This window comes from Aeromonas sp. R5-3 (genome assembly GCF_040908225.1).
Lineage (GTDB): Bacteria > Pseudomonadota > Gammaproteobacteria > Enterobacterales > Aeromonadaceae > Aeromonas > Aeromonas dhakensis.
Window position 1 is genome coordinate 140,307 of the sequence record NZ_JBFODH010000002.1, and the last position, 18,399, is coordinate 158,705.

Consider the following 18,399-nt stretch of genomic DNA (forward strand, 5'->3'; position numbering starts at 1 on the left):
ATGGAATCAGATCATGTAGACCTGCTGCTGGCCCAGTGGGCCCGGCAGCGACCGGATCTCGACTGCTCTCCCATGGGCGTGCTGGGGCGGGTAGCGCGGATGGCGGCTATCGCCGGACGGGAGGTGAGCGAGGAGCTCAAGGAGTGCGGCCTGCTCGGCAGCGACTTCGACATTCTGGCGACCCTGCGCCGGGCCGGCGAACCGCTCACCCCGACCGTGCTCTATCAATCCGCCATGTTGAGCTCGGGGGCCATGACCGCCCGCCTCGACAAACTGGCAGAGCGAGGCTTGATCGAGCGTCAGGCCGCCCCGAGCGATCGGCGCAGCCTGCTGGTCTGCCTGACCGACGCGGGTCGGGAGTTGGTTGACCGGGCGGTGGAGCGGCACGTGGCCAACGAGCGGCGCCTGCTGGCCCCATTGACCCTGGCCGAGCAGGAGCAGCTGGCCGCCCTGCTCAAGCGCTGGCTGCTGGAAAACGAGTGAACCCCGCAGCCTGGTGAGCGGTCGTCATGCGTTCGCAGACAGGATGGCCTGCATCTGGGCCAGTACCGCGTTCACCTTGGCGGCGGGCGGATGGGTGCGGCCCAGTACGCGCAATCCCCACACCATGGTCATCAGCAAGGCGGCGGTGGCGTCGACGTCGCGCCCGGCGGCCAGCTCCCCTGCCGCCTGCGCCTGGCGCAGGGCTGCACTGACCCGCAGCTCGACCTCGGCGAGGTGGCTGCTGGCGGTCTCCTGAATGAGCGGGTGGTGGCGGCCGATCTCCAGCAAGGTGTTGACCAGCAGGCAGCCACGGTGTGCCTCGCTGGCGATGGCATCCCGGGCCACAGCATCGAGCAGGGCCTGCACGCCCGCCAGGGGGGAGGCAGCCGAGCCCAGGATCTGCTCGATCTGCGCCAGGCTCTGCGCCGAATAGCGCTGCAGCACCTCCATGAACAACCCCTCCTTGGAGCTGAAGGCGCCGTACAGGCTGCTGGGCTTGAGTCCCATCCGTTCGACCAGCGCGGCAATGCCGGTGTTGCTGAAGCCGGTATCCCAGAAGGCGTTGAGGGCGATTTCCAGTACCTGTTCTCTGTCAAATGATGCGGGTCTTGCCATCTCGATTCCTGCCTTGTGAAACGTTATTTTGGAGTGATCGCTAAAAAACAACTTGACCATGGAGCTTGGTCCGCCTGATATTGTAGCGACCACTACAAAAAGGATGGTCATGATGCACACACTCGAGCAAAAAATCAAAGCGTACGATGAGCAGAAGCAGCACCAGGTACCGGCCCCGGTGCTGGCCCTGATGGAGGAGGCGACCCGCAGCCTGCAGGCAAGCGGGCTGGAGCAGGCTGCGCTGGGACGCGGAGAGCGGATGCCCGATTTCGCCCTGCCGGATCAGCACGGGGTGGTGCGCCCGCTCTCCCACTATCTGGCGGAGGGGCCTGTGCTGCTCAACGTCTATCGCGGTGGCTGGTGTCCCTACTGCAACATGGAGATGCAGGCACTCAACGCCGTGTTGCCGGCGCTGCGCGAGCGCGGCGTGAACCTCATCGGCATGACGCCGGAAACCCCCAGTTCGGCGCAGGATACCCTCACCGCCAACGGGCTGGCGATCACCGTGCTGAGTGACGAGGGCAACCGGGTTTCGGCAGCGCTGGGGCTGGTGTTCGAACTGCCGGAGGCGCTCAGGCCCATCTATGCCGGCTTTGGTATCGACATCCCGGCGAGCAACGGCGACGAGAGCTTTACTCTGCCGGTGCCGGCCAGCTACATCATCGGTCAGGACCACACCGTGCTCTACCACTTCATCAACGCCGATTACACCCGTCGGGTGGAGCCGGCCGCCCTGCTTGCCGAGCTGGATCGTCTGGCGAAGGCGGGGGCGCTGTAAACGCACACTGCGCCCGAAGGCGCAGTGTGGATGGTTGGCGCGGCGGCCCCGAGGGCCGCCTTTTTTATCCGGCCGGATCAGTAGCCGCCGCGGGCATCCTTGACCGCCAGCCCCAGCTGCCACACCGCCATGGCATAGTGGGTGCTGTGGTTGTAGCGGGTGATGGTGTAGAAGTTGGGCAAGCCGTACCAGTACTGATAGCCGGTGCCCACGTCCAGACGCAGCAGGCTCGCCTCGCTGTGGTTGCCGAGGGTGCTGGTGGGAGTCAGCCCGGCGCGGCGCAGGGAGGCGACCGGGTAGCGAGTCTGGAAGCCGTGTTCGTAGCCGGGCAGCTGGCCCTGACCGCGCACCGCCACCGGTTGTCCCTTCTCCCAGCCGTGGGCCTTGAAGTAGTTGGCCACGCTGCCGATGGCATCCACCGGATCCCACAGGTTGGTGTGGCCGTTGCCGTTGAAGTCCACCGCGTAGCGCTGGAAGCTGGAGGGCATGAACTGGCCGTAGCCCATGGCGCCGGCGTAGGAACCCTTGGGTTCGGTGGGATCCATCCCCTCGTCGCGGGTCATCACCAGGAAGGATTCCAGCTCGCTGGTGAAGAACTCGGCCCGGCGCGGGTAGTCGAACGCCAGGGTCGCCAGTGCATCCAGGATGCGGGTCTTGCCCATCACCCGGCCCCAACGGGTCTCCACGCCTATGATGCCGACGATGATCTCCGGCGGTACCCCATAGATCTGCTGGGCGCGGTTGAGCTCGTTCTCGTACTCACGCCAGAAGCTGACGCCGTTCTGTACGTTGTCCGGGGTGATGAACTTGGCGCGGTAGCGATTCCAGGCGCCGGTCGGGCCGGTGGGCGGCGTGGTGGTGGGGGCCTGGGCATCCATCAGGCGGATGATCCAGTCATAGCGTTCGGCCTGGGCCAGCACCCGGTGCAGCTCGGCGCCGTCGAAGCCGTGCTTTTGCACCATCCGCTGCACGAAGTTGTCCACGTTGGCGCGATTGGCGAAGTCCCCCTTGCTGACACCCGGCTGGCTCACCTGCCCGTAGAAGGGTTTGCTCGGTGGCGTCTGGTTGATGAAGGCGCTGTTGGGCTGGGGCTTGACCACGGGCTTGGCAGCCGGCGTGCTGCTGCAGCCATAGAGCATGGGAAACAGGGAGAGGGTGAGCACGGAGACAAGGCGACGCATAAGGTTCTCATGAGCCTGAAAAAGAGTGTCGCCATGGTAAAACATTGTCGTCCATGCGCAAGTGTTCCGTAGCGGCCCCCTCCCGCCGTCCTGCCTCAACGCAGGGTGTGATAACCGCTCCAGAGCCGGGTCAGGGTGGTGATGGCGCAGAGCAGGGCAAAGCCGTAGGCGAGGGGTGCGAAGGCGGCTGGCCACAGGCACATCAGCACGAACAGGGTTATGGTCTCGCTCCCCTCGGTGAGGCCGCCCAGATAGTAGAGAGACTTGTGGTGGTAGACCGGATTGTCGATGCCCCGCTTGCCCGCCATGATGGCAAACGCCAGAAAGCTCGAGCCGGTGCCCATGAAGGCAAACAGCAGGGTGGCGGCGGGCAGCGCATTGGCGGGGGCGGCGAGGGCAAAGCCCAGCACCACGGCGGCGTAGAAGATAAAGTCCAGCGTGATGTCGAGAAAGCCGCCGCAGTCGGTGATGCCGGTTTCCCGCGCCACGGCGCCGTCGAGCCCGTCCAGCAGCCGGTTGAGCAGGATGGCCGCCAGCGCCCACTGATAGCAGCCAAAGGCCAGCAGCGGCAACGCCAGCATGCCGATGGCAAAGCCGGTGAGGCTTATCTGGTTGGCGCTGATCCCGGCGCGGCAGAGCGGTCTGGCGAGCCGGGTGAGGGGGCTGCGGATAACGGGGATCAGGTGGCGATCAAACAAGGTGAACTCCTCGGTCAAAAACGGGATTCGGTGAGCTGGAGTATGGTGCCCGGCGCGTCGTCTTCGTCGTGGGTCACCAGAATGGCGGGGATGGCCAGCGCCTTGATCTGGGCGAATACCAGTGCGCGAAAGGCGGCCCGCAGCGGCTTGTCGAGGCGGGAGAAGGGCTCGTCCAACAACAATGCCTCGGGCTCGGCCAAGAGCGCCCGCAGCAGGCTGACGCGGGCCTTCTGGCCGCCGGAGAGCGCCCCCGGCAGCTTGTCCGCCTGAGTGGTCAGCTCCACCTGCGCCAGCGCGGCCACCACCTTTTCCCGCCGTGCCCTGTGCCCCTTCACGCTGGCCGGCATGCCGAACATCAGGTTCTCCGCCACCGTCAGGTGGTCGAACAGCAGATCATCCTGAAACAGCATGCCGATGCGCCGCGCCTGGGGTGGCAGCTGGGTGAGCCGGCGCGCGCCCAGGGTCACGTCCCCCGCCAGCCGGATGGGGCCGCTGGCCGGCAATACCCCCGCCAGCGCCGCCAACAGCGAGCTCTTGCCACAGCCACTGGGCCCCATCAGGGTCAACACCTCGCCCGGCGCCACCAGCAGGGCGGGCAGCGAGAGCAGCAGGTTCTCCTCCAGATAGAGGCGAAGAGGCGTGGTGCTCAGCATATGGCTATTTCCATCATGAGAGTTCCTCGTCAGCGGGCGCCCTTGAGCGCCGGGTTGAGCCGGGCCGGCAGCCAGAGCGCCAGCAGATAGATAACGAGCGGCAACAAGAGTTGCAACAGGCCGTAGAGGCCCGCCAGCCGCCGGTTGAGGCCGCTGCCGATGGCCACCGCCTCGGTGGTGATGGTGACCACCCGGCCTGCCCCAAACAGCAGGGTCGGCAGGTATTGGGCCAGGCTTACTGCCGCACCGACGCCGAAGGCAAACAACAGCGGACGGGCCAGCAGCGGCCCTTTCACCTGCCACCAGGCTCGCCACGGGGTTGCCCCGAGCAGCAGGGCACTCTGGGTGATCCGTGGGTCGAACTGGCGATAGGGGCCCTGCAGACACAAGTAAACATAGGGAAAGACAAACAGCAGCTGGCTCCAGAGCACCCAGCCCCAGCCGATGCCATCGCCCCCCCACCCGAGGCTGAACCAGTCCACCCCGAGCCGAATGCCGAACAGCAGGCTGGCCTGCGGCAGCAGCAGCGGCAGGCAGATGAGCCAGAGCGGCCAGGGGAGGCGGCCCGCCTGCGCCTCCAGGCTCAGTACCGCCATCATCAGCGCTATCGCCCCGCTCGCCAATGCCAGCAGCATGCTGGTGGTCAGCAGCGGCGACAGGGTCGGCAGCAGTTCGAGCCAATGGCGGCCGCTCCACTGGCTCGGCCAGAGGGCGGGAAAGGGCCAGCGCCGGGTCAGCGACCAGAGCAGCAACGCCCCCAGCACCGCCAGATTGATGACGATCAGGGTCACCACGCTGCCGGTGGCAAGGGTGCGGCCAAGATCGCTTGGGTTGGCTCGTCTGCCATCGAGCCAGCCGGGTTTGCCAAGGGTTCGATGGGCCAGCTCCAGCAGCCGCAGCAGGGCCAGCAGCAGCGCCGTAATGGCGAGCAGCAGCAGGGCGCCGCTGGCGGTGGCGCCGCGCCAGGCCAGATCCGGGTCCTGATACCAGAGCCACAGGCGAACGGCCAGTGGGGCGGGAGCATCGGGCCCGAGCAGTTGGGCCAGATCCACTACGGCTACTCCGTAGGCGGCCACCGCATAGAGGGGCAGACGCAGGGCAGGCCACAGCGCCGGCAGTAGCAGGCGCCACCAGATCTGGGGGGCGCAGAAGCCAAGGCTGGCCCCCAGCCACTGCTGGTGCGCCACCCTGGCGGGGTCTTGTGCACCGAGCGCCATCAGCAGCAGAAAGGGGGTCTCCTTGAGGGTCAGGGCGAGGATGAGCCCGAGCCCGGCGGGATCGCGCAGGGTCTGCCAGTCGGGGGGCAGCTCGAACCCGGTGAGGGCCGGCGAGAGCAGGCGCAGCAACCAGCCGGAGGGGGCGAGCAGAAAGGCAAAGCCGATGGCAAAGGCGACGTGGGGCAGCGCCAGCAAGGGCGAGAGCAGCCGACGCAGCCAGCCGACGGCCCGGCTGTCGCTGTGGGCCAGCAGCATTGCGGTCAGCAGCAGGCTGGCCAGGGTCGAGGCGGCGCCAATCCACAGGCTCAGCAGCGCCGAGTGCCAGAGGCCCGGCTGGGCCAGCAGCCCCTGCAGGTGGGTCAGACTCAGCCCCTCGGCCAGCAGTTGCCAGCCCCCCGCCAGCAGCGGGAGGCCAAAAACCAGGGCGCACCCCGCCGTGAACAGGGGGCGCCAAGCGGATGCAGCGCTGCCAAACCGGCTCATCAGTGGCCGTAACGCTCGGCCCAGGCCGCTTCGAGCCTGAGCTGCCAGCTGGGATGGGGCTCTGCCACCGATTTGAAGCGCAGTGCCGGCGCCTGCTGTTGGGTGGCGGGCAGGGCATCGGCGCGCAGCACGCTGGGATCGCCCCAGAAGGCGGGCTCGGCCTTGCGCTCCTGGGCGGCGGGGCTCAGCAGGAAGTTGGCTACCACCTTGGCACCGGCACGGGCGTTGGCGTTGAAGGGGATGGCGAGGAAGTGGCTGTTGGTCAGCGCCCCTTTCGCCATGGCCACCGCCACCACGTTGGGGGGAAGGGTGCCATTTTGCACAGCGCTCTGCGCCTCCTGCGGGTTGAAGCTGATGGCCATAGCCAGCTCGCCGTCATCGAGCAGCTGGCGGGTCTCGGCGGCGCTGGTGGGGAACAGCTTGCCCTTGCGCCAGAGCGCCGGGTGCAGCTCGTCCAGCCAGGCCCAGAGCGGGGCGGTGATCTTGGCAAAATCGCTTTCGGTCGCCTCCCGATAGAGAGGGGCGGGATCCGGGATCAGCTCCAGCAAGATCTGCTTGAGGAAGCTGGAGCCGTGAAACTGGGGCGGCTTGGGATAGGTGAAGCGGCCGGGGTGAGCCTTGCTCCAGGCGAGCAGGGCCGCCGCCGAGGTGGGCAGCGGGCTGACCTCTTCGCCGTTGACCATCAGGTTGAGCTGGCCTATGCCCCAGGGGGCCTCCAGCCCCTCCACCGGCACGGTGAAGTCCTCACTCACCGGCAGGGTGCCGTCGACCAGTGCCATGTTGGGCAGCTCACGGGTGAAGGGAGCGCCGAGCAGCCCCTGCTCCTTGAGCGCCTTGAAGTTCTCGCCGTTGACCCAGAGCAGGTCGATGGGGCCGCCACTGCGCTTGCCAGCCTGCTTGTTGGCCAGCAGCTGGCTCACGCTCTGGGCGATGTCATCCACCTTCACCTGCACCAGCTTGACCTGGTATTCGCGCGCCAGCTCCTGGCCGGCCCACACCAGATAGGCGTTGATCTCCGGGCTGCCGCCCCAGGCGTTGAAGTAGACGGTCTGCCCTTTGGCCTCGTCGAGGGTCTTCTGCCACTGCGGGTTGTCACCAGCGTTGGCCTGGGTGAAGAGGAGGCTGCCAGCCAGCAGGGGCAGGGCACGCAGTAGCTGTTTGAATGAGGGCAATGAGTGTCGCATCCGGGTTACCTGGAGTTGGGTCAGGCGCCGCGGCGCCAGCTGTGATAACGGGTCAGCAGCGCCAGCAGGGTGGCGGGCTGACGGGCTCGTCGCCACTCGCCCGCCAGGTACTTGTTCCCCTCCATCAGGGTGGGGTAGGCGTGGATGGTGGCGAGGATCTTGCCAAGGCCGAGGCGGTGGCGCATGGCGAGCACGAACTCGGCGATCCGCTCGCCGGCGTGAGCGCCCACTATGCTGGCACCCAGGATCTGATCCTTGCCGGGCACGGTGAGCACCTCGATAAAGCCTTGCCGCTCGCCGTCGGCGATGGCTCTGTCCAGCTCGGCCAGCTCGAAGCGGGTCAGCTCGAAGGGGATGCCCTGCGCCTTGGCCTCTTTCTGGTTGAGGCCGACCCGGGCGATTTCGGGGGTGGTGTAGATGGCGGCCGGCATGACCCGATAGTCGGCCCGAAAGCGCTTGAACGGGCTGAACAGGGCATTGATTGCGGCATACCAGCCCTGATGGGCGGCGGCATGGGTGAGCTGGTAAGGACCCGCTACGTCCCCCACCGCCAGAATGCTGGGGTAGTTGGTGGCGAGGAAGCCATCGACCGCCACCGTGCCGCGCGGGGTCAGCGCCACCCCCAGTGCTTCGAGGCCGAAACCGCTGACGTTGGCGACCCGGCCCAGCGCCAGCAGCAGCTGATCGCCTTCAATTATTTGCGTCTCGTCACCCCGGCGCAGTAGCAGCCGGATGGGGAGATCTCCCTCAGCCGCAGGCAGATAGTCGGCTCGCTCGGCGCGCCAGCCGGTGAGCACCCGTACGCCGTCGTGGGCCAGCTGTTCCGCCAGCAGTTCGGCCACCTCCTGCTCTTCGCGGGGCAGCAGCTGATCCGAGAGCTCCACCAGGGTGACGGGCACCCCTAGCAGGGCAAAACTCTGGGCCAGCTCGCAGCCGATGGGGCCGCCGCCCAGCACCAGCAACTGGCGCGGCGCAGTGCGCAGTTGCCAGAGGGTGTCGGAGGTGAGCCAAGGCACCTGCTCCAGCCCCGGCAGCTCAGGCACCAGCGGCCGGGCGCCGGTGGCGAGCACGATATGACGGCTGGTAAGGCGCTGACCGTTCACCTCCACCTCCCAGGGGGAGACCAGCCGGGCCTCCCCTTCGATACACTCCACCCCCAGCCCCTGATAGCGCTCGATGGAGTCGTGGGGTTCGACCTCCTTGATGATGCGGGCGACCCGCTCCATCACGGCAGCGAAATCGGCGCTGGCTTGGCTTGGGCCAAAGCCCAGTTCACTGGCTCGTCGCTGTTCGGCGGCAAAACGGGCGCTGCGGATCAGCGCCTTGGAGGGGACGCAGCCGCTGTTGAGGCAATCGCCGCCCATCTTGTGCTTCTCGATGAGCGCCACCCTGGCCTTCACCGCAGCGGCGATATAGCTGGTCACGAGGCCGCCGGCTCCGGCGCCAATCACCAGCAGGTTGTAGTCATAGCGGGTCGGTTTGCGGTAGGGGGCGTGCAGCCGATGCAGGGCGAGGCGCCGCTGCAGATCTTTGAGCAGCATTGGCATCAGCCCGAGCAGGGTCAGTGCCACCATCAGACCGGGGGAGAGGATATTGCCGGTGCTGGTGAGGTTGGCAAGCTCGCTGCCCGCCAGCACATAGACGAAGGTGCCGGGCAGCATGCCAAGCTGGCTTACCCAGTAGTAGGTGCTGACTCTGATGGGAGTGAGCCCCATCAGCAGGTTGACCAGAAAGAAGGGGAAGATGGGGATGAGGCGCAGGCTCAGCAGATAAAGCGCTCCTTCCTTTTTCATGCCGGCCTGCAAGCTGGCCAGCTTGTCGCCAAAGCGCCGCTCGACCCAGTCGCGCAGCAGAAAGCGGGCGCTGAGAAAGGCCAGGGTGGCGCCCATGCTGCTGGCAAAGGAGACCAGCAAGAGCCCCCAGGCAACGCCGAACACGGCGCTGCCGGCCAGGGTGAGCAGGCTGGCGCCAGGCAGGGAGAGGGCGGTGCTCACCACATAGACGGCGACGAACAGCAGGGCGGCGGCGCCAAAATGGCGCTCGACCAGGGCGGCCAGCTCGGCCTGACGGGCCTGCAGCTGGGGCAGGCTCAGGTAGTGGCCCAGGTCGAAGGCGAAGAAGGCGCCGATGAGGCAGCCCATCACCAGCACCAGCAGCAGGCGGGAGCCTCTCATCAGGCGTCCTTGCTGTTCGGTTGGGCCGGGCGCTCGGGTTGCACCGGCAGCTGGCAGAAGCCCTGCGGGGCGATATCGAGGGCGGCGTTGAACTTGGCCGACATGTTCTGGAAGGCGATGAGGCCGGTCAGCTCCACCATGGCGTCGTCGTCGAACCAGGGCTTGAGACGGGCGGCCTGCTCGTCGCTGACCCCATCAAGCCCCGTCATCGCCTCTGTGTAGTCGAGTACGGCTTTTTCTCGCTCATCGAACAGCGGGCTTTCGCGCCAGTTGGCGAGCGCCTCCACCTTCTCGCTGGAGCCGGCTCTCTTTATCAGGGTCATGGCGTTGATGTCGACGCAAAAGCGGCACCAGTTGAGCTGGGAGACCCGCACCGTCACCAGGGAGCGCAGCACGGGGTCGATGGGGGAGCGCTTGCGGTTGATGACGCCATAGAGGGTGGCGACGGCGGCAAACAGGCGCGGTGAGCGGCCCCAGCACTTGCCTGGAATGAGCACCTGGCCGTAGTTGCGCTGTTGCAGCCAGAAAAAGGGGCGGATGAACCAGGCATATTCCCGATCGGGCTTGACCTCGACGCGCATGGATGACCTTCTTATTGCTTCAAATTGGGTTTGTAGGCCTGACCCAGCCGCTCGTTGAGGCGGATCAGAAACTCCTCTATACGGGCCCGGTTGGTGCCCAGGTCGCTGCGTCCCTGGCGGGAGGCGGAGCGCATGTCGATGCGGGTCTCCTTGGGCCCGGCAAAGACCCGCAGCGCCACGTCATCCTGAAAACCGAACCAGCCGGTGGTGACCACCGCCTCGAGCCCTTGTGGGCTTGGCCGCACCTGCCAGCCGAGCTGCTCCATCAGGGCGTGGGCCTCGGTGATCACCTCGGCCGGGGGGGCGCCGGTAAAGAGAGGACCGGGTTTCCCCTCAAATGCTTTCAAGGGGGCCGGATTAATGGGCAGATCCTGCGCCGTTCTAAGCTCGGCTGCCCAGAGCAGCTGGGGCGGGTTGCTGGGATCCGTGCTCACGTCGTTGACCAGCGGCGTGCGCAGCGCCTGCACCACGAAGGCCAGGGGCAACAGCAGGGGGACGGCGCCCCAGCCGTTGGCACAGCGGTTGCGACACCAGGGCAGGCGAACCAGCAAGGCGAGGGAGACGAGCGCCCCGAGCAGGCAGAGGGCGAATCCCAGCCACCAGGGCCAGAGGTGAACACGGCTGCCGAGGGCGCCGGCGAGCGGCAGCAACCAGGCCAGCAGTGGCCACCACAAATAACTGGGCATAACGGGGATCCCCTGGTTATGATGAACAAGTGCCCAGAAGGATAAACTTAATTGACTGATAACGTTAGTAAATTTATCTCAATCCTGCTGCTTTTCCCAAGCGTTCCGCTGTGGGCGGACAGCGCCGTGCTGGCGGCGGGGGACATGTGGCGCGCCGAGGCCGTCTACGAGACCCTGCCCGGGGTCAGCCGGGTGGAGCCGGGCTATGTGAGTCAGCGGGTGGCGACGGGGTCGAGCTGGCGGGAAGTGCCACCGCAGCGCCAGGCGGTGCGCATCGACTATGACCCGGTCAAGGTGGGGTATGGGGATCTGCTCAACGTCTTCCGGCAGCTGGTGGATGGGAACGATGGTGACGGCCAGTATCGCAACCGGGGGCTGGCATTTGCGCCGGCCCTGCTGCCGAAGGATGACTATCAGTGGCGCTTGGCCCAGGTGAGCCTGACACGCTGGCAGGCGCTGCACGGGAGGCCGAGCCGGGTTGCGCTCTGGCCGCAGAGCCGGTTCACCCCGGCGCCGGAGATGGAGGACTGGGCGGCGCGCCACCCCTGGCGTTTCGGCTTCTATGCCCGCCGCTGCGGCGGCTGGCCGGTGGAGCTGAACCCAGAACCCTGAACCGGGTCCTGAACTCAGTTGCGGTAGAGCACCTTGATAAGGTGAAAGCCGAACTTGGTGCGCACCGGGCCGAGCACGGTCAGCAGCTCGCCCTTGAACACGGCATCGTCAAACGACTTGACCATGTCCCCTTTCGAAAACTCCCCCAGATCGCCGAAGCGCTTGCCGGAAGGGCAGGTAGAGAAGCGCTTGGCCATCTGGCCGAAGTCGGCTCCCTTGGCAATCTTCTCCTTGATCTCCAGACACTCTTTCTCGGTCTTGACCAGGATGTGCTGGGCACAGGCTTTTTTCATCGGGGTGCTCCTCGGTAGCGGGCAAATCGGGGGCGCAAAGAGTACTCCAATTCCTGCCGCGCGTCAGCCGTCATCGGCATATCAACCGCGGGCACGGGCCCCGAGCCGGGTTCTGGGCCGCGCCTGCCAAAGGATCTCCAGCCCGAGCAGGGCATGCAGGCTCCAGATGGCCAGCGGATTGAGCCAGTTGCCCCCCAGTTGCAGGGTCGCCAGGGCGCTGCCTGCCAGCAACAGGGTGATACCCGGCAGGCGCCAGTGGGTCGGCAGCGGTGCCAGCATGGCCAAGCCCAGCAGGATGGCGAGCCCGAACGGCAGGTTCAGCGCGGTGAAGGCCAGCGCCTGCTGGCCGTTCATGCCGGTCAGCAGGGCCAGCAGGGCGCTGCAACAGGCGAGAAAGGTGATGAATTCGAGTCGGTCGGCGATGTAGTCCGCCATCTGTTCGCTGCGTGCGTGCATGCTGTGTCTCCTCTGGTGGGGCAGGGGTCTGATCCAATGGCTCCAGTGTGGGCGAGAAGTGAGCAGGGGGGCAGCGGGATAAATCGATTGGGTTGAACGAGGCTTTGATTGCGTGACGGCAACTGTTTGATCCGGCAAGATAAAATCCACAGTCCCGCGGAGGCGCGAGTGAGACGGCCCAGTGCCGGCCCAGTGTCGGCCCAGTGTCGGCCCAGTGTCGGCCAGGGGCCTGGCTGTGCCGCTTGGGGAGAGGGCATTGCTGCGATCTTGACCCGTTGCCGACAGTTGGTGTCGCGCCCATCGGGAAATCGGGGAGATTGCGCCGTCGGGCCGGATTGGCCGGCAGGGGCCATCTGGCCAGGCCCTGAGGGTCATGGATTGCCCTTTTGGGCCCATAGTGGCATAAGTCTGCGGGGGAATGCCTGAAAAATGGGCGGCCCGCGTGGGCAAAGGCTTCAATAATATGGCGAAATTCGCGGTCAACCCGCTCTGATGTCGAGCCGGGGATATGCTAGGATGAGGCGCGCTTGCGATCGAGTGAGCCTCATATTCGTTCTGAATATCGCATTATTTTAATCATGTTCTTCGGGGAAATTGACGTTTGACAGGATGCAATCCGCCCCTGCCTGCAGGGATCTCACCGCCCGCACGGGCTTTTCGTCGTGGGCTTCGCGCGCTGGGACTGAGCCTCTGTCTGCTGCTGTTCGTCACGCCCGCCATGGCGGCCAAACTCACCTATCAGATCAAGGGGTTGAAAGGGGAGAACAAGGACAACGTCGAAGCCTACCTCAATGCCCTGCCGGTCTATCAGGAGCGCCAGTACCGTCCGGCCCGCCCCAAGATCACCGAGAGCGTGCAAAAGGCGCTGCAGGTCTATGGCTACTACCAGCCCAAGATCACCCTGAGCCGGGACAAGAAAACCCCCTCTAAGGTGATCATCGAGGTGGATCCCGGCAAGCCGGTCATCATCTCCCGCCTCGACATCCTGCTGGAAGGGGATGCCGGCAGCGACGAGCTCTACAGCGAGCTGTTGGACAAGCTGCCCCTGAAAGAGGGGGATCCCCTCAACCACGGCAAATACGAATCCATCAAGGCGGATCTGGGCAGCCTGGGGCTGGCCCGCGGCTACTTCGACGCCAAGATCAGCAAGAGCCAGGTCAAGGTGTTCCCGGATCAGGGCACCGCCGAGATCTACATCCTGTTTCGCTCCGGCCCGCGTTACCACTTCGGCGAGATCCGCTACGACGCCACCCCGGAGGCGCTGCGTCTCATCCGCCCTCTCATCAACATCAAGAGCGGCGACCCCTATCTGGCGATCCGGCTGGCGGAGATGTCGCAGGATGTCTCCTCCACCAAGCTGTTCAAGCAGGTGGACATCAAGCCCCTCATCAGTCAGGCCGAGCATAACCGGGTGCCGGTGCAGGTGACTCTCTCCAACCGGGTCGATCACGAGATTGAAACGGGTATCGGTTATGCCACCGACGTGGGGCCGCGCATGAGTGCCACCTGGGAGAAGCCCTGGGTCAACCGCTACGGCCACCGGCTCAACGCCACCGCCAAGGTCTCCCAGCCCGAGGCGGAGCTCAGCTTCGACTACCAGATCCCGGTGGGCAACCCGCTGCGGGACTACTACTCGCTGCAGGCCGGCTATCAGTACAAGGACAACAACGATACCCGCTCCGATCTGACCACCTTCAGCGTGCACCGCTGGAAGCGGCGGCCGGAGAGCTGGGACCGGGACGTGTTCATCCGCCTGGAAAACGAGGTCTATACCCAGGGGGCTGACGAGGGCAACAGCTTGCTGTTGATCCCCGGCGTCTCCTGGTCGCGGCTGCGGGTGCGCGGCGGTCTGGTGCCCGACTGGGGCGATCGCCAGCAGCTCACCCTGGAGTTCTCCGACCCCTACTGGGGCTCCGACATCAGCTTCGTGCGGGTGTGGGGGCGCAGCAAGTGGCTGCGCACCCTGGGGGAGGATCACCGCTTCCTGCTGCGGGCCGAACAGGGGGCCATCATAGGGGACAGCTTCTCGCTGGTGCCGCCTTCACTGCGTTTCTTTACCGGTGGCGACCAGACGGTGCGCGGCTACGGCTACGAGACCATCTCGCCGCGGGGCAGCGACGGCAAACTGCTGGGGGGCCGCTACGTGAGCGTCGCCAGTGCCGAATACAACTACCGCTTCAGCGACAAGTGGCTGGGAGCCCTGTTCGTCGACAGCGGTACCGCCACGGTCGACTACAGCGAGGCCTGGAAGATAGGCACCGGGGTCGGTGTGCGCTGGGTGACCCCCATCGGCCAGGTCAGGCTCGATCTGGCAGTGGGCATTTCCGAAGATGAGAAGCCGCTGCGGCTCCACTTCGCGCTGGGGCCTGAACTATGATCCGGCCGCGCTCCACCTCTCTTCTCTTTTGTTCTCCTGACTGGCCGCTGCGGCTGCATCTTTCGCGGGGGTCTGCATTGTGATCTGGGTAAAACGTATTTTTCTCTGGCCGCTGCGGCTGCATCTTCCGCGGGGGGCTGCACTGTGATCTGGGTAAAACGCATCTTTCTCTGGCTGATGGGGCTCATCTTCCTGCTGCTCATCGGCGTCAGCCTGCTGGGCTTCACCCATCAGGGCAACAAGTGGCTGTGGCAGCAGGCCAGGGCCGCCCTGCCTTCCCTCAAGGGGGAGCTGGTGGCGGGCCAGCTCGGCTACGGCTGGACCCTGGAAGGGGTCGGCTGGCAGGACGAGCTGGTGGACGTCACTGTGGATCGCGCCGTGCTGGACTGGGATCTGGGCAAGTTGCTGCAGGGCAAGCTCTGGATCAAATCCCTTAACGTCACCCACCCTGTGGTCAAGGTGGCCGACTCGGAGCCGACCCCGGAAGAGCCGTCAGAGCCCTTCGTCTGGCATCCGCTGCCGCTGAAAATTCAGGTCGACAGCCTGACGGTGGCGGATCTCGATGTGACGGTGCCCGGGGTCGGGGTGAGCCTCAAGTCCCTCGACATCGGCGCCACCCTCAGCCGCAAGGGGCTCATTGTGCAGGGGCCCGTGCTGGACGGCCTCAAGGTGACCCTGGCCGAGACGCAAGCCACCGAGGCAGCCAAACCGGCCAACCCCAAGGCGACCCCCAACCCGCAGACAGCAGCCAAGGCTGCCGGCAACGGGAACAAAGCGGCAAATGCGGGCAAGGCGCAACCGTCCAAGCCGGCGGAGCCCATTGCGCTGCCCGCCATCCGGCTGCCGTTCCCCATCCAGCTGGAAGGCTTGCAGGTCACGGCGTTTCGCTATCAGCAAGGTGAATTGATCGAAGGGCTCGACAAGCTGCTGCTGTCGGCCAGCGCCGAGGGGAGCGACATCGTGCTGCGCGAGCTCTCCTTGCGCCACGCCATGGCGGATCTGGCGCTCAAGGGCAAGATCCAGCTCAAAGAGGATTATCCGCTCGCCCTGACCCTGGACGCCAAGGCCCGCAAGGGGCTGCTGGATGGCGAGCTACAGGGGCAGCAGGCCAGCCTGACCCTGGGTGGCTCGGTGGGCAAGCTGGCACTGGCGTTGCAAGCCAAGGGGCCGGTGGCCGCCAGCCTCAAGGGCTCGCTGGCTGCGCTCGACCCCGACTTGCCCTTTGATGCTGGGTTGGAGTGGAAGAGCCTGGGTTGGCCGCTGCACAAGCCTGCCAAAGACGAGCCCAGCTACCGGCTGGAGAAGGGTACGCTGAGCGCCAAGGGCAAGCTCTCCGGCTACCAGTTTGCCTTGAATACTGCCGGCAAGGGCACGGACGTGCCTCCGTTCAAGCTGGCGCTGACCGGCAAGGGGGATCTGACGCAGCTGAACCAGATAAACCTGCTGCTCAACGCCCTCAAGGGGGAGCTCAAGCTGGACGGCAAGCTCGCCTGGGACAAGGGGGTACGCTGGCAGGGCACCACGGAGTTCAAGGGGATCAACCCGGCCGAGCTGGTGCCCGATCTCAAGGGGGCGCTGGCGGGCAAGATTGTCAGCCGCTTCGAGCTCGATGAGGCAGGTCACTGGCAACTGCAACTGCCCGAGCTGAAGGTGGACGGCAAGCTCAACCAGTATCCGCTGGCCATCAAGGGCAGCGCGAGCGGCAACGACAAGATGGAGTGGACCATCCCGGCGCTGGCGCTGCAAAGCGGCCCCAACCAGCTGCAGGCCAAGGGCAGCCTGAGCCAGCAGGCGTGGAAGCTGGATGCGGATCTCGACGCCCCCAACCTGGCCGGGCTCTACCCCGGGCTCAAGGGGGACATCAAGGGGCAGGTGCGGCTGACCGGCAATCAGCAGGCGCCGCGGGTCACCACAGATCTGGCTGCCAGCCGCCTCTATTATGCCGGCACCGATCTGAAGGGGATCGCCATCAAGGGCAATGCCCTGGTCGGCGACAAGCCGGCAGGGGAGGTGGCCCTGACGGTGGCCAGCCTGGTACAGGGGACGACCAGCCTCAGCCAGCTGGCGCTCAACCTGAACGGCGATCTCAACCAGCACGCCCTGTCGCTCACCATGAAGGGTGACCCGGTGGCGGCCAACCTCAAGCTGAGCGGTGGCCTGCGCGGGGATCGCTGGCGCGGCGCCCTCGGCGAGCTCAAGTTGAAGACGCCGCTGCGGCGCTGGGAGCTGAGTGCACCCTGGGATCTGGATGTGGATCTGCCGCGTCAGCGGCTGACCATGGGCGATCTCTGTCTCGGCTCCCAGGGGGCCAGCCTCTGCGTCAAGGGCAGTCAGGTATCGGCCCAGCAGGGCAGCCTGGAGTTTGCCCTCAACCAGTTCGACCTCAAGCGCCTGCGGCCCTGGCTGCCGGACAACTTCCGCTGGCAGGCGGTGCTCTCCGCCGACGGGCGGGCCAGCTGGCGCGGCAATCAGCCGACCCTGCACGCCACCGTGCGCACCACGCCGGGTACCTTCGTGGCCGACGAGCTCAAGACCGACTATCAGCGCCTCGAGCTCGGAGTGGACTTCGAGCGCCAGCAGGCGGCCATCCGGCTCGACTTTGCCTCCGGGCAGATCGGCAACATCGACACCAAGCTCTATATCCGGGAGCCGTCCGGTCGCGGCAATCTCTCCGGTCAGCTCAAGTTTGACGACCTCAAGCTGACCACCTTCGCCCCGCTCATCCCCGAGGTGCGCTCACTGCAGGGGGTCATCTCGGCCGATGCCCGCTTCGATGGCACCCTGGCCTCGCCGCTGCTGTTTGGTCAGCTCAATCTGCTGGATGGGGAAGTACAGACCCACTCCGACATGGTGACCCTCTCCAAGCTGGTGACCCGCCTCAAGATTGAAGGCAACCGGGCCGAGCTGGACGGCACCATGCTGGTGGGCAAGGGCCCGCTGGCGCTGGGAGGCTGGTTGAGCTGGGCGCAGCTGCCGGTCACCGGCAGCCTCACCATCCAGGGCAAGGAGCTGGAAGCCCAGTATCCTGGCATGGGCCGGGTGCGAGTCTCCCCGGACATCGCCATCTCGCTGGGAGAGGAGACCCGGATCACCGGTCAGGTGGACATTCCTTGGGCGCGGATCCTGGTCAAGAGCCTGCCCGAGAGCGCGGTGGCGGTGTCGGATGACGTGACCGTGGTCTATGACGATCTGCCACCGGTGCCCAAGGCCGCGCCGCTGCCGATGGAGATCAAGCTGGCCATCCGGCTGGGTGATGACGTGCGGCTGGAGGCGATGGGACTCAAGACCAAGGTGGGGGGCGGCATCAACATTCGCCAGGATCCCTCGCGGCCGCTGGCGGGCAATGGTCAGCTGGTGCTCAACGATGGGCGCTTCAAGGCCTATGGCCAGAACCTCATCATCAAGGATGGCCGCATCCTCTTCTCCGGCCCCCTCGATCAGCCTTACCTCAACATAGAGGCGTATCGGGATCCCGATACCATAGAGGACAAGGTGACGGTGGGGGTGCGGGTGACCGGACCGGCCAGCAAGCCCAAGATCACCGTCTACTCGGAGCCGCAGATGGCCCAGTCCGAGCAGCTCTCCTACTTGCTGCGCGGCAAGGGGCTGCAGACCAGCGGCGAGGATGGCGGTTTCAACGGCCTGCTGGTGGCGGGCGCAGTCAGCCAGGCCAATGGCGTGGTCTCCAGTCTGGGGGAATCCCTCGGCATGAGCGACGTGGCCCTCGACACCGCCGGCAGTGGTGAAAACACCCAGGTGACCCTGTCGGCCTACCTGCTGCCGGGGCTGCAGTTCCAGTACGGGGTAGGGGTGTTCAGCCCCATCGCCGAGTTCAAGCTGCGCTACGAGCTGATGCCAAGGCTCTACCTGCAGGCCATGAGCGGGGTGGCCCAGGCGGTGGATATCTTCTATCGCTTCACCCTGTAAC

16 protein-coding genes are annotated in these 18,399 nt (G+C 65.9%); 5 read left to right on the top strand and 11 right to left on the bottom strand.

What is annotated here, in order from left to right; all coding sequences use genetic code 11:
* Nucleotides 1-483 carry a MarR family winged helix-turn-helix transcriptional regulator gene (locus AB5Y95_RS00640; protein WP_011705436.1) on the top strand — a complete coding sequence of 161 codons (483 nt, stop codon included), beginning with the start codon at nt 1-3 and terminating at the stop codon, nt 481-483.
* 24 nt (nt 484-507) lie between these two features.
* Here the strand turns inward: AB5Y95_RS00640 and AB5Y95_RS00645 are convergent, their stop codons facing one another.
* Nucleotides 508-1,098, bottom strand: coding sequence for a TetR/AcrR family transcriptional regulator (locus AB5Y95_RS00645; RefSeq protein WP_162518871.1), 591 nt, complete (start codon nt 1,096-1,098; stop codon nt 508-510).
* Nucleotides 1,099-1,210: 112 nt separating this feature from the next.
* Between AB5Y95_RS00645 and AB5Y95_RS00650 the strand changes: the two genes are divergently transcribed.
* A complete protein-coding gene (locus AB5Y95_RS00650) occupies nt 1,211-1,876 on the top strand; it encodes a peroxiredoxin-like family protein (RefSeq protein ID WP_368159414.1) in 666 nt (221 codons plus the stop codon).
* A 77-nt stretch (nt 1,877-1,953) separates the two neighbouring features.
* Here AB5Y95_RS00650 and mltB read toward each other — a convergent pair whose 3' ends face one another.
* The 8 genes from mltB to AB5Y95_RS00690 all read right to left on the bottom strand — a co-directional run bounded on the left by mltB (nt 1,954) and on the right by AB5Y95_RS00690 (nt 10,733).
* Nucleotides 1,954-3,057, bottom strand: a complete 1,104-nt coding sequence (mltB, locus tag AB5Y95_RS00655; protein WP_201988485.1) for a lytic murein transglycosylase B — start codon at nt 3,055-3,057, stop codon at nt 1,954-1,956.
* 95 nt (nt 3,058-3,152) lie between these two features.
* Entirely contained in the window at nt 3,153-3,755 is a 603-nt protein-coding gene (locus AB5Y95_RS00660; RefSeq protein WP_368159318.1) for a CDP-alcohol phosphatidyltransferase family protein, read from the bottom strand.
* Between the two features lie 14 nt (nt 3,756-3,769).
* Complete coding sequence (locus tag AB5Y95_RS00665) at nt 3,770-4,408, bottom strand: ATP-binding cassette domain-containing protein (RefSeq protein ID WP_368159319.1); 639 nt, start codon at nt 4,406-4,408, stop codon at nt 3,770-3,772.
* 29 nt (nt 4,409-4,437) lie between these two features.
* Nucleotides 4,438-6,108 (bottom strand): ABC transporter permease, encoded by a 1,671-nt coding sequence (locus AB5Y95_RS00670; RefSeq protein WP_368159321.1) that lies wholly within the window; start codon nt 6,106-6,108, stop codon nt 4,438-4,440.
* Entirely contained in the window at nt 6,108-7,292 is a 1,185-nt protein-coding gene (locus tag AB5Y95_RS00675; RefSeq protein WP_368159322.1) for an ABC transporter substrate-binding protein, read from the bottom strand. The genes AB5Y95_RS00670 and AB5Y95_RS00675 overlap by 1 nt, the downstream gene beginning before the upstream one ends.
* Nucleotides 7,293-7,312: 20 nt before the next feature.
* Entirely contained in the window at nt 7,313-9,466 is a 2,154-nt protein-coding gene (locus AB5Y95_RS00680) for an FAD-dependent oxidoreductase (RefSeq protein ID WP_368159324.1), read from the bottom strand.
* Nucleotides 9,466-10,047 (bottom strand): carboxymuconolactone decarboxylase family protein, encoded by a 582-nt coding sequence (locus AB5Y95_RS00685; protein ID WP_244366265.1) that lies wholly within the window; start codon nt 10,045-10,047, stop codon nt 9,466-9,468. Before AB5Y95_RS00685 ends, AB5Y95_RS00680 begins: the two co-directional genes overlap by 1 nt.
* An 11-nt stretch (nt 10,048-10,058) precedes the next feature.
* Entirely contained in the window at nt 10,059-10,733 is a 675-nt protein-coding gene (locus tag AB5Y95_RS00690; RefSeq protein ID WP_368159326.1) for a DUF1499 domain-containing protein, read from the bottom strand.
* A gap of 51 nt (nt 10,734-10,784) precedes the next feature.
* On the opposite strand from AB5Y95_RS00690, the gene AB5Y95_RS00695 reads away from it, so the two are divergent.
* Nucleotides 10,785-11,345, top strand: a complete 561-nt coding sequence (locus tag AB5Y95_RS00695) for a peptide-methionine (S)-S-oxide reductase (RefSeq protein WP_368159327.1) — start codon at nt 10,785-10,787, stop codon at nt 11,343-11,345.
* A 14-nt stretch (nt 11,346-11,359) separates the two neighbouring features.
* On the opposite strand, the gene AB5Y95_RS00700 is transcribed toward AB5Y95_RS00695, so the two are convergent.
* Nucleotides 11,360-11,638 (bottom strand): peptidylprolyl isomerase, encoded by a 279-nt coding sequence (locus AB5Y95_RS00700; RefSeq protein ID WP_017779266.1) that lies wholly within the window; start codon nt 11,636-11,638, stop codon nt 11,360-11,362.
* Between the two features lie 81 nt (nt 11,639-11,719).
* Nucleotides 11,720-12,094, bottom strand: coding sequence for a hypothetical protein (locus AB5Y95_RS00705; RefSeq protein WP_054545196.1), 375 nt, complete (start codon nt 12,092-12,094; stop codon nt 11,720-11,722).
* A gap of 676 nt (nt 12,095-12,770) precedes the next feature.
* Between AB5Y95_RS00705 and AB5Y95_RS00710 the strand changes: the two genes are divergently transcribed.
* Together AB5Y95_RS00710 and AB5Y95_RS00715 are read left to right on the top strand one after the other, a co-directional pair.
* Nucleotides 12,771-14,471 (top strand): autotransporter assembly complex family protein, encoded by a 1,701-nt coding sequence (locus AB5Y95_RS00710; protein ID WP_282100308.1) that lies wholly within the window; start codon nt 12,771-12,773, stop codon nt 14,469-14,471.
* A gap of 144 nt (nt 14,472-14,615) precedes the next feature.
* Nucleotides 14,616-18,398 (top strand): translocation/assembly module TamB domain-containing protein, encoded by a 3,783-nt coding sequence (locus tag AB5Y95_RS00715; RefSeq protein WP_368159329.1) that lies wholly within the window; start codon nt 14,616-14,618, stop codon nt 18,396-18,398.
* Nucleotide 18,399 lies beyond the last annotated feature (1 nt).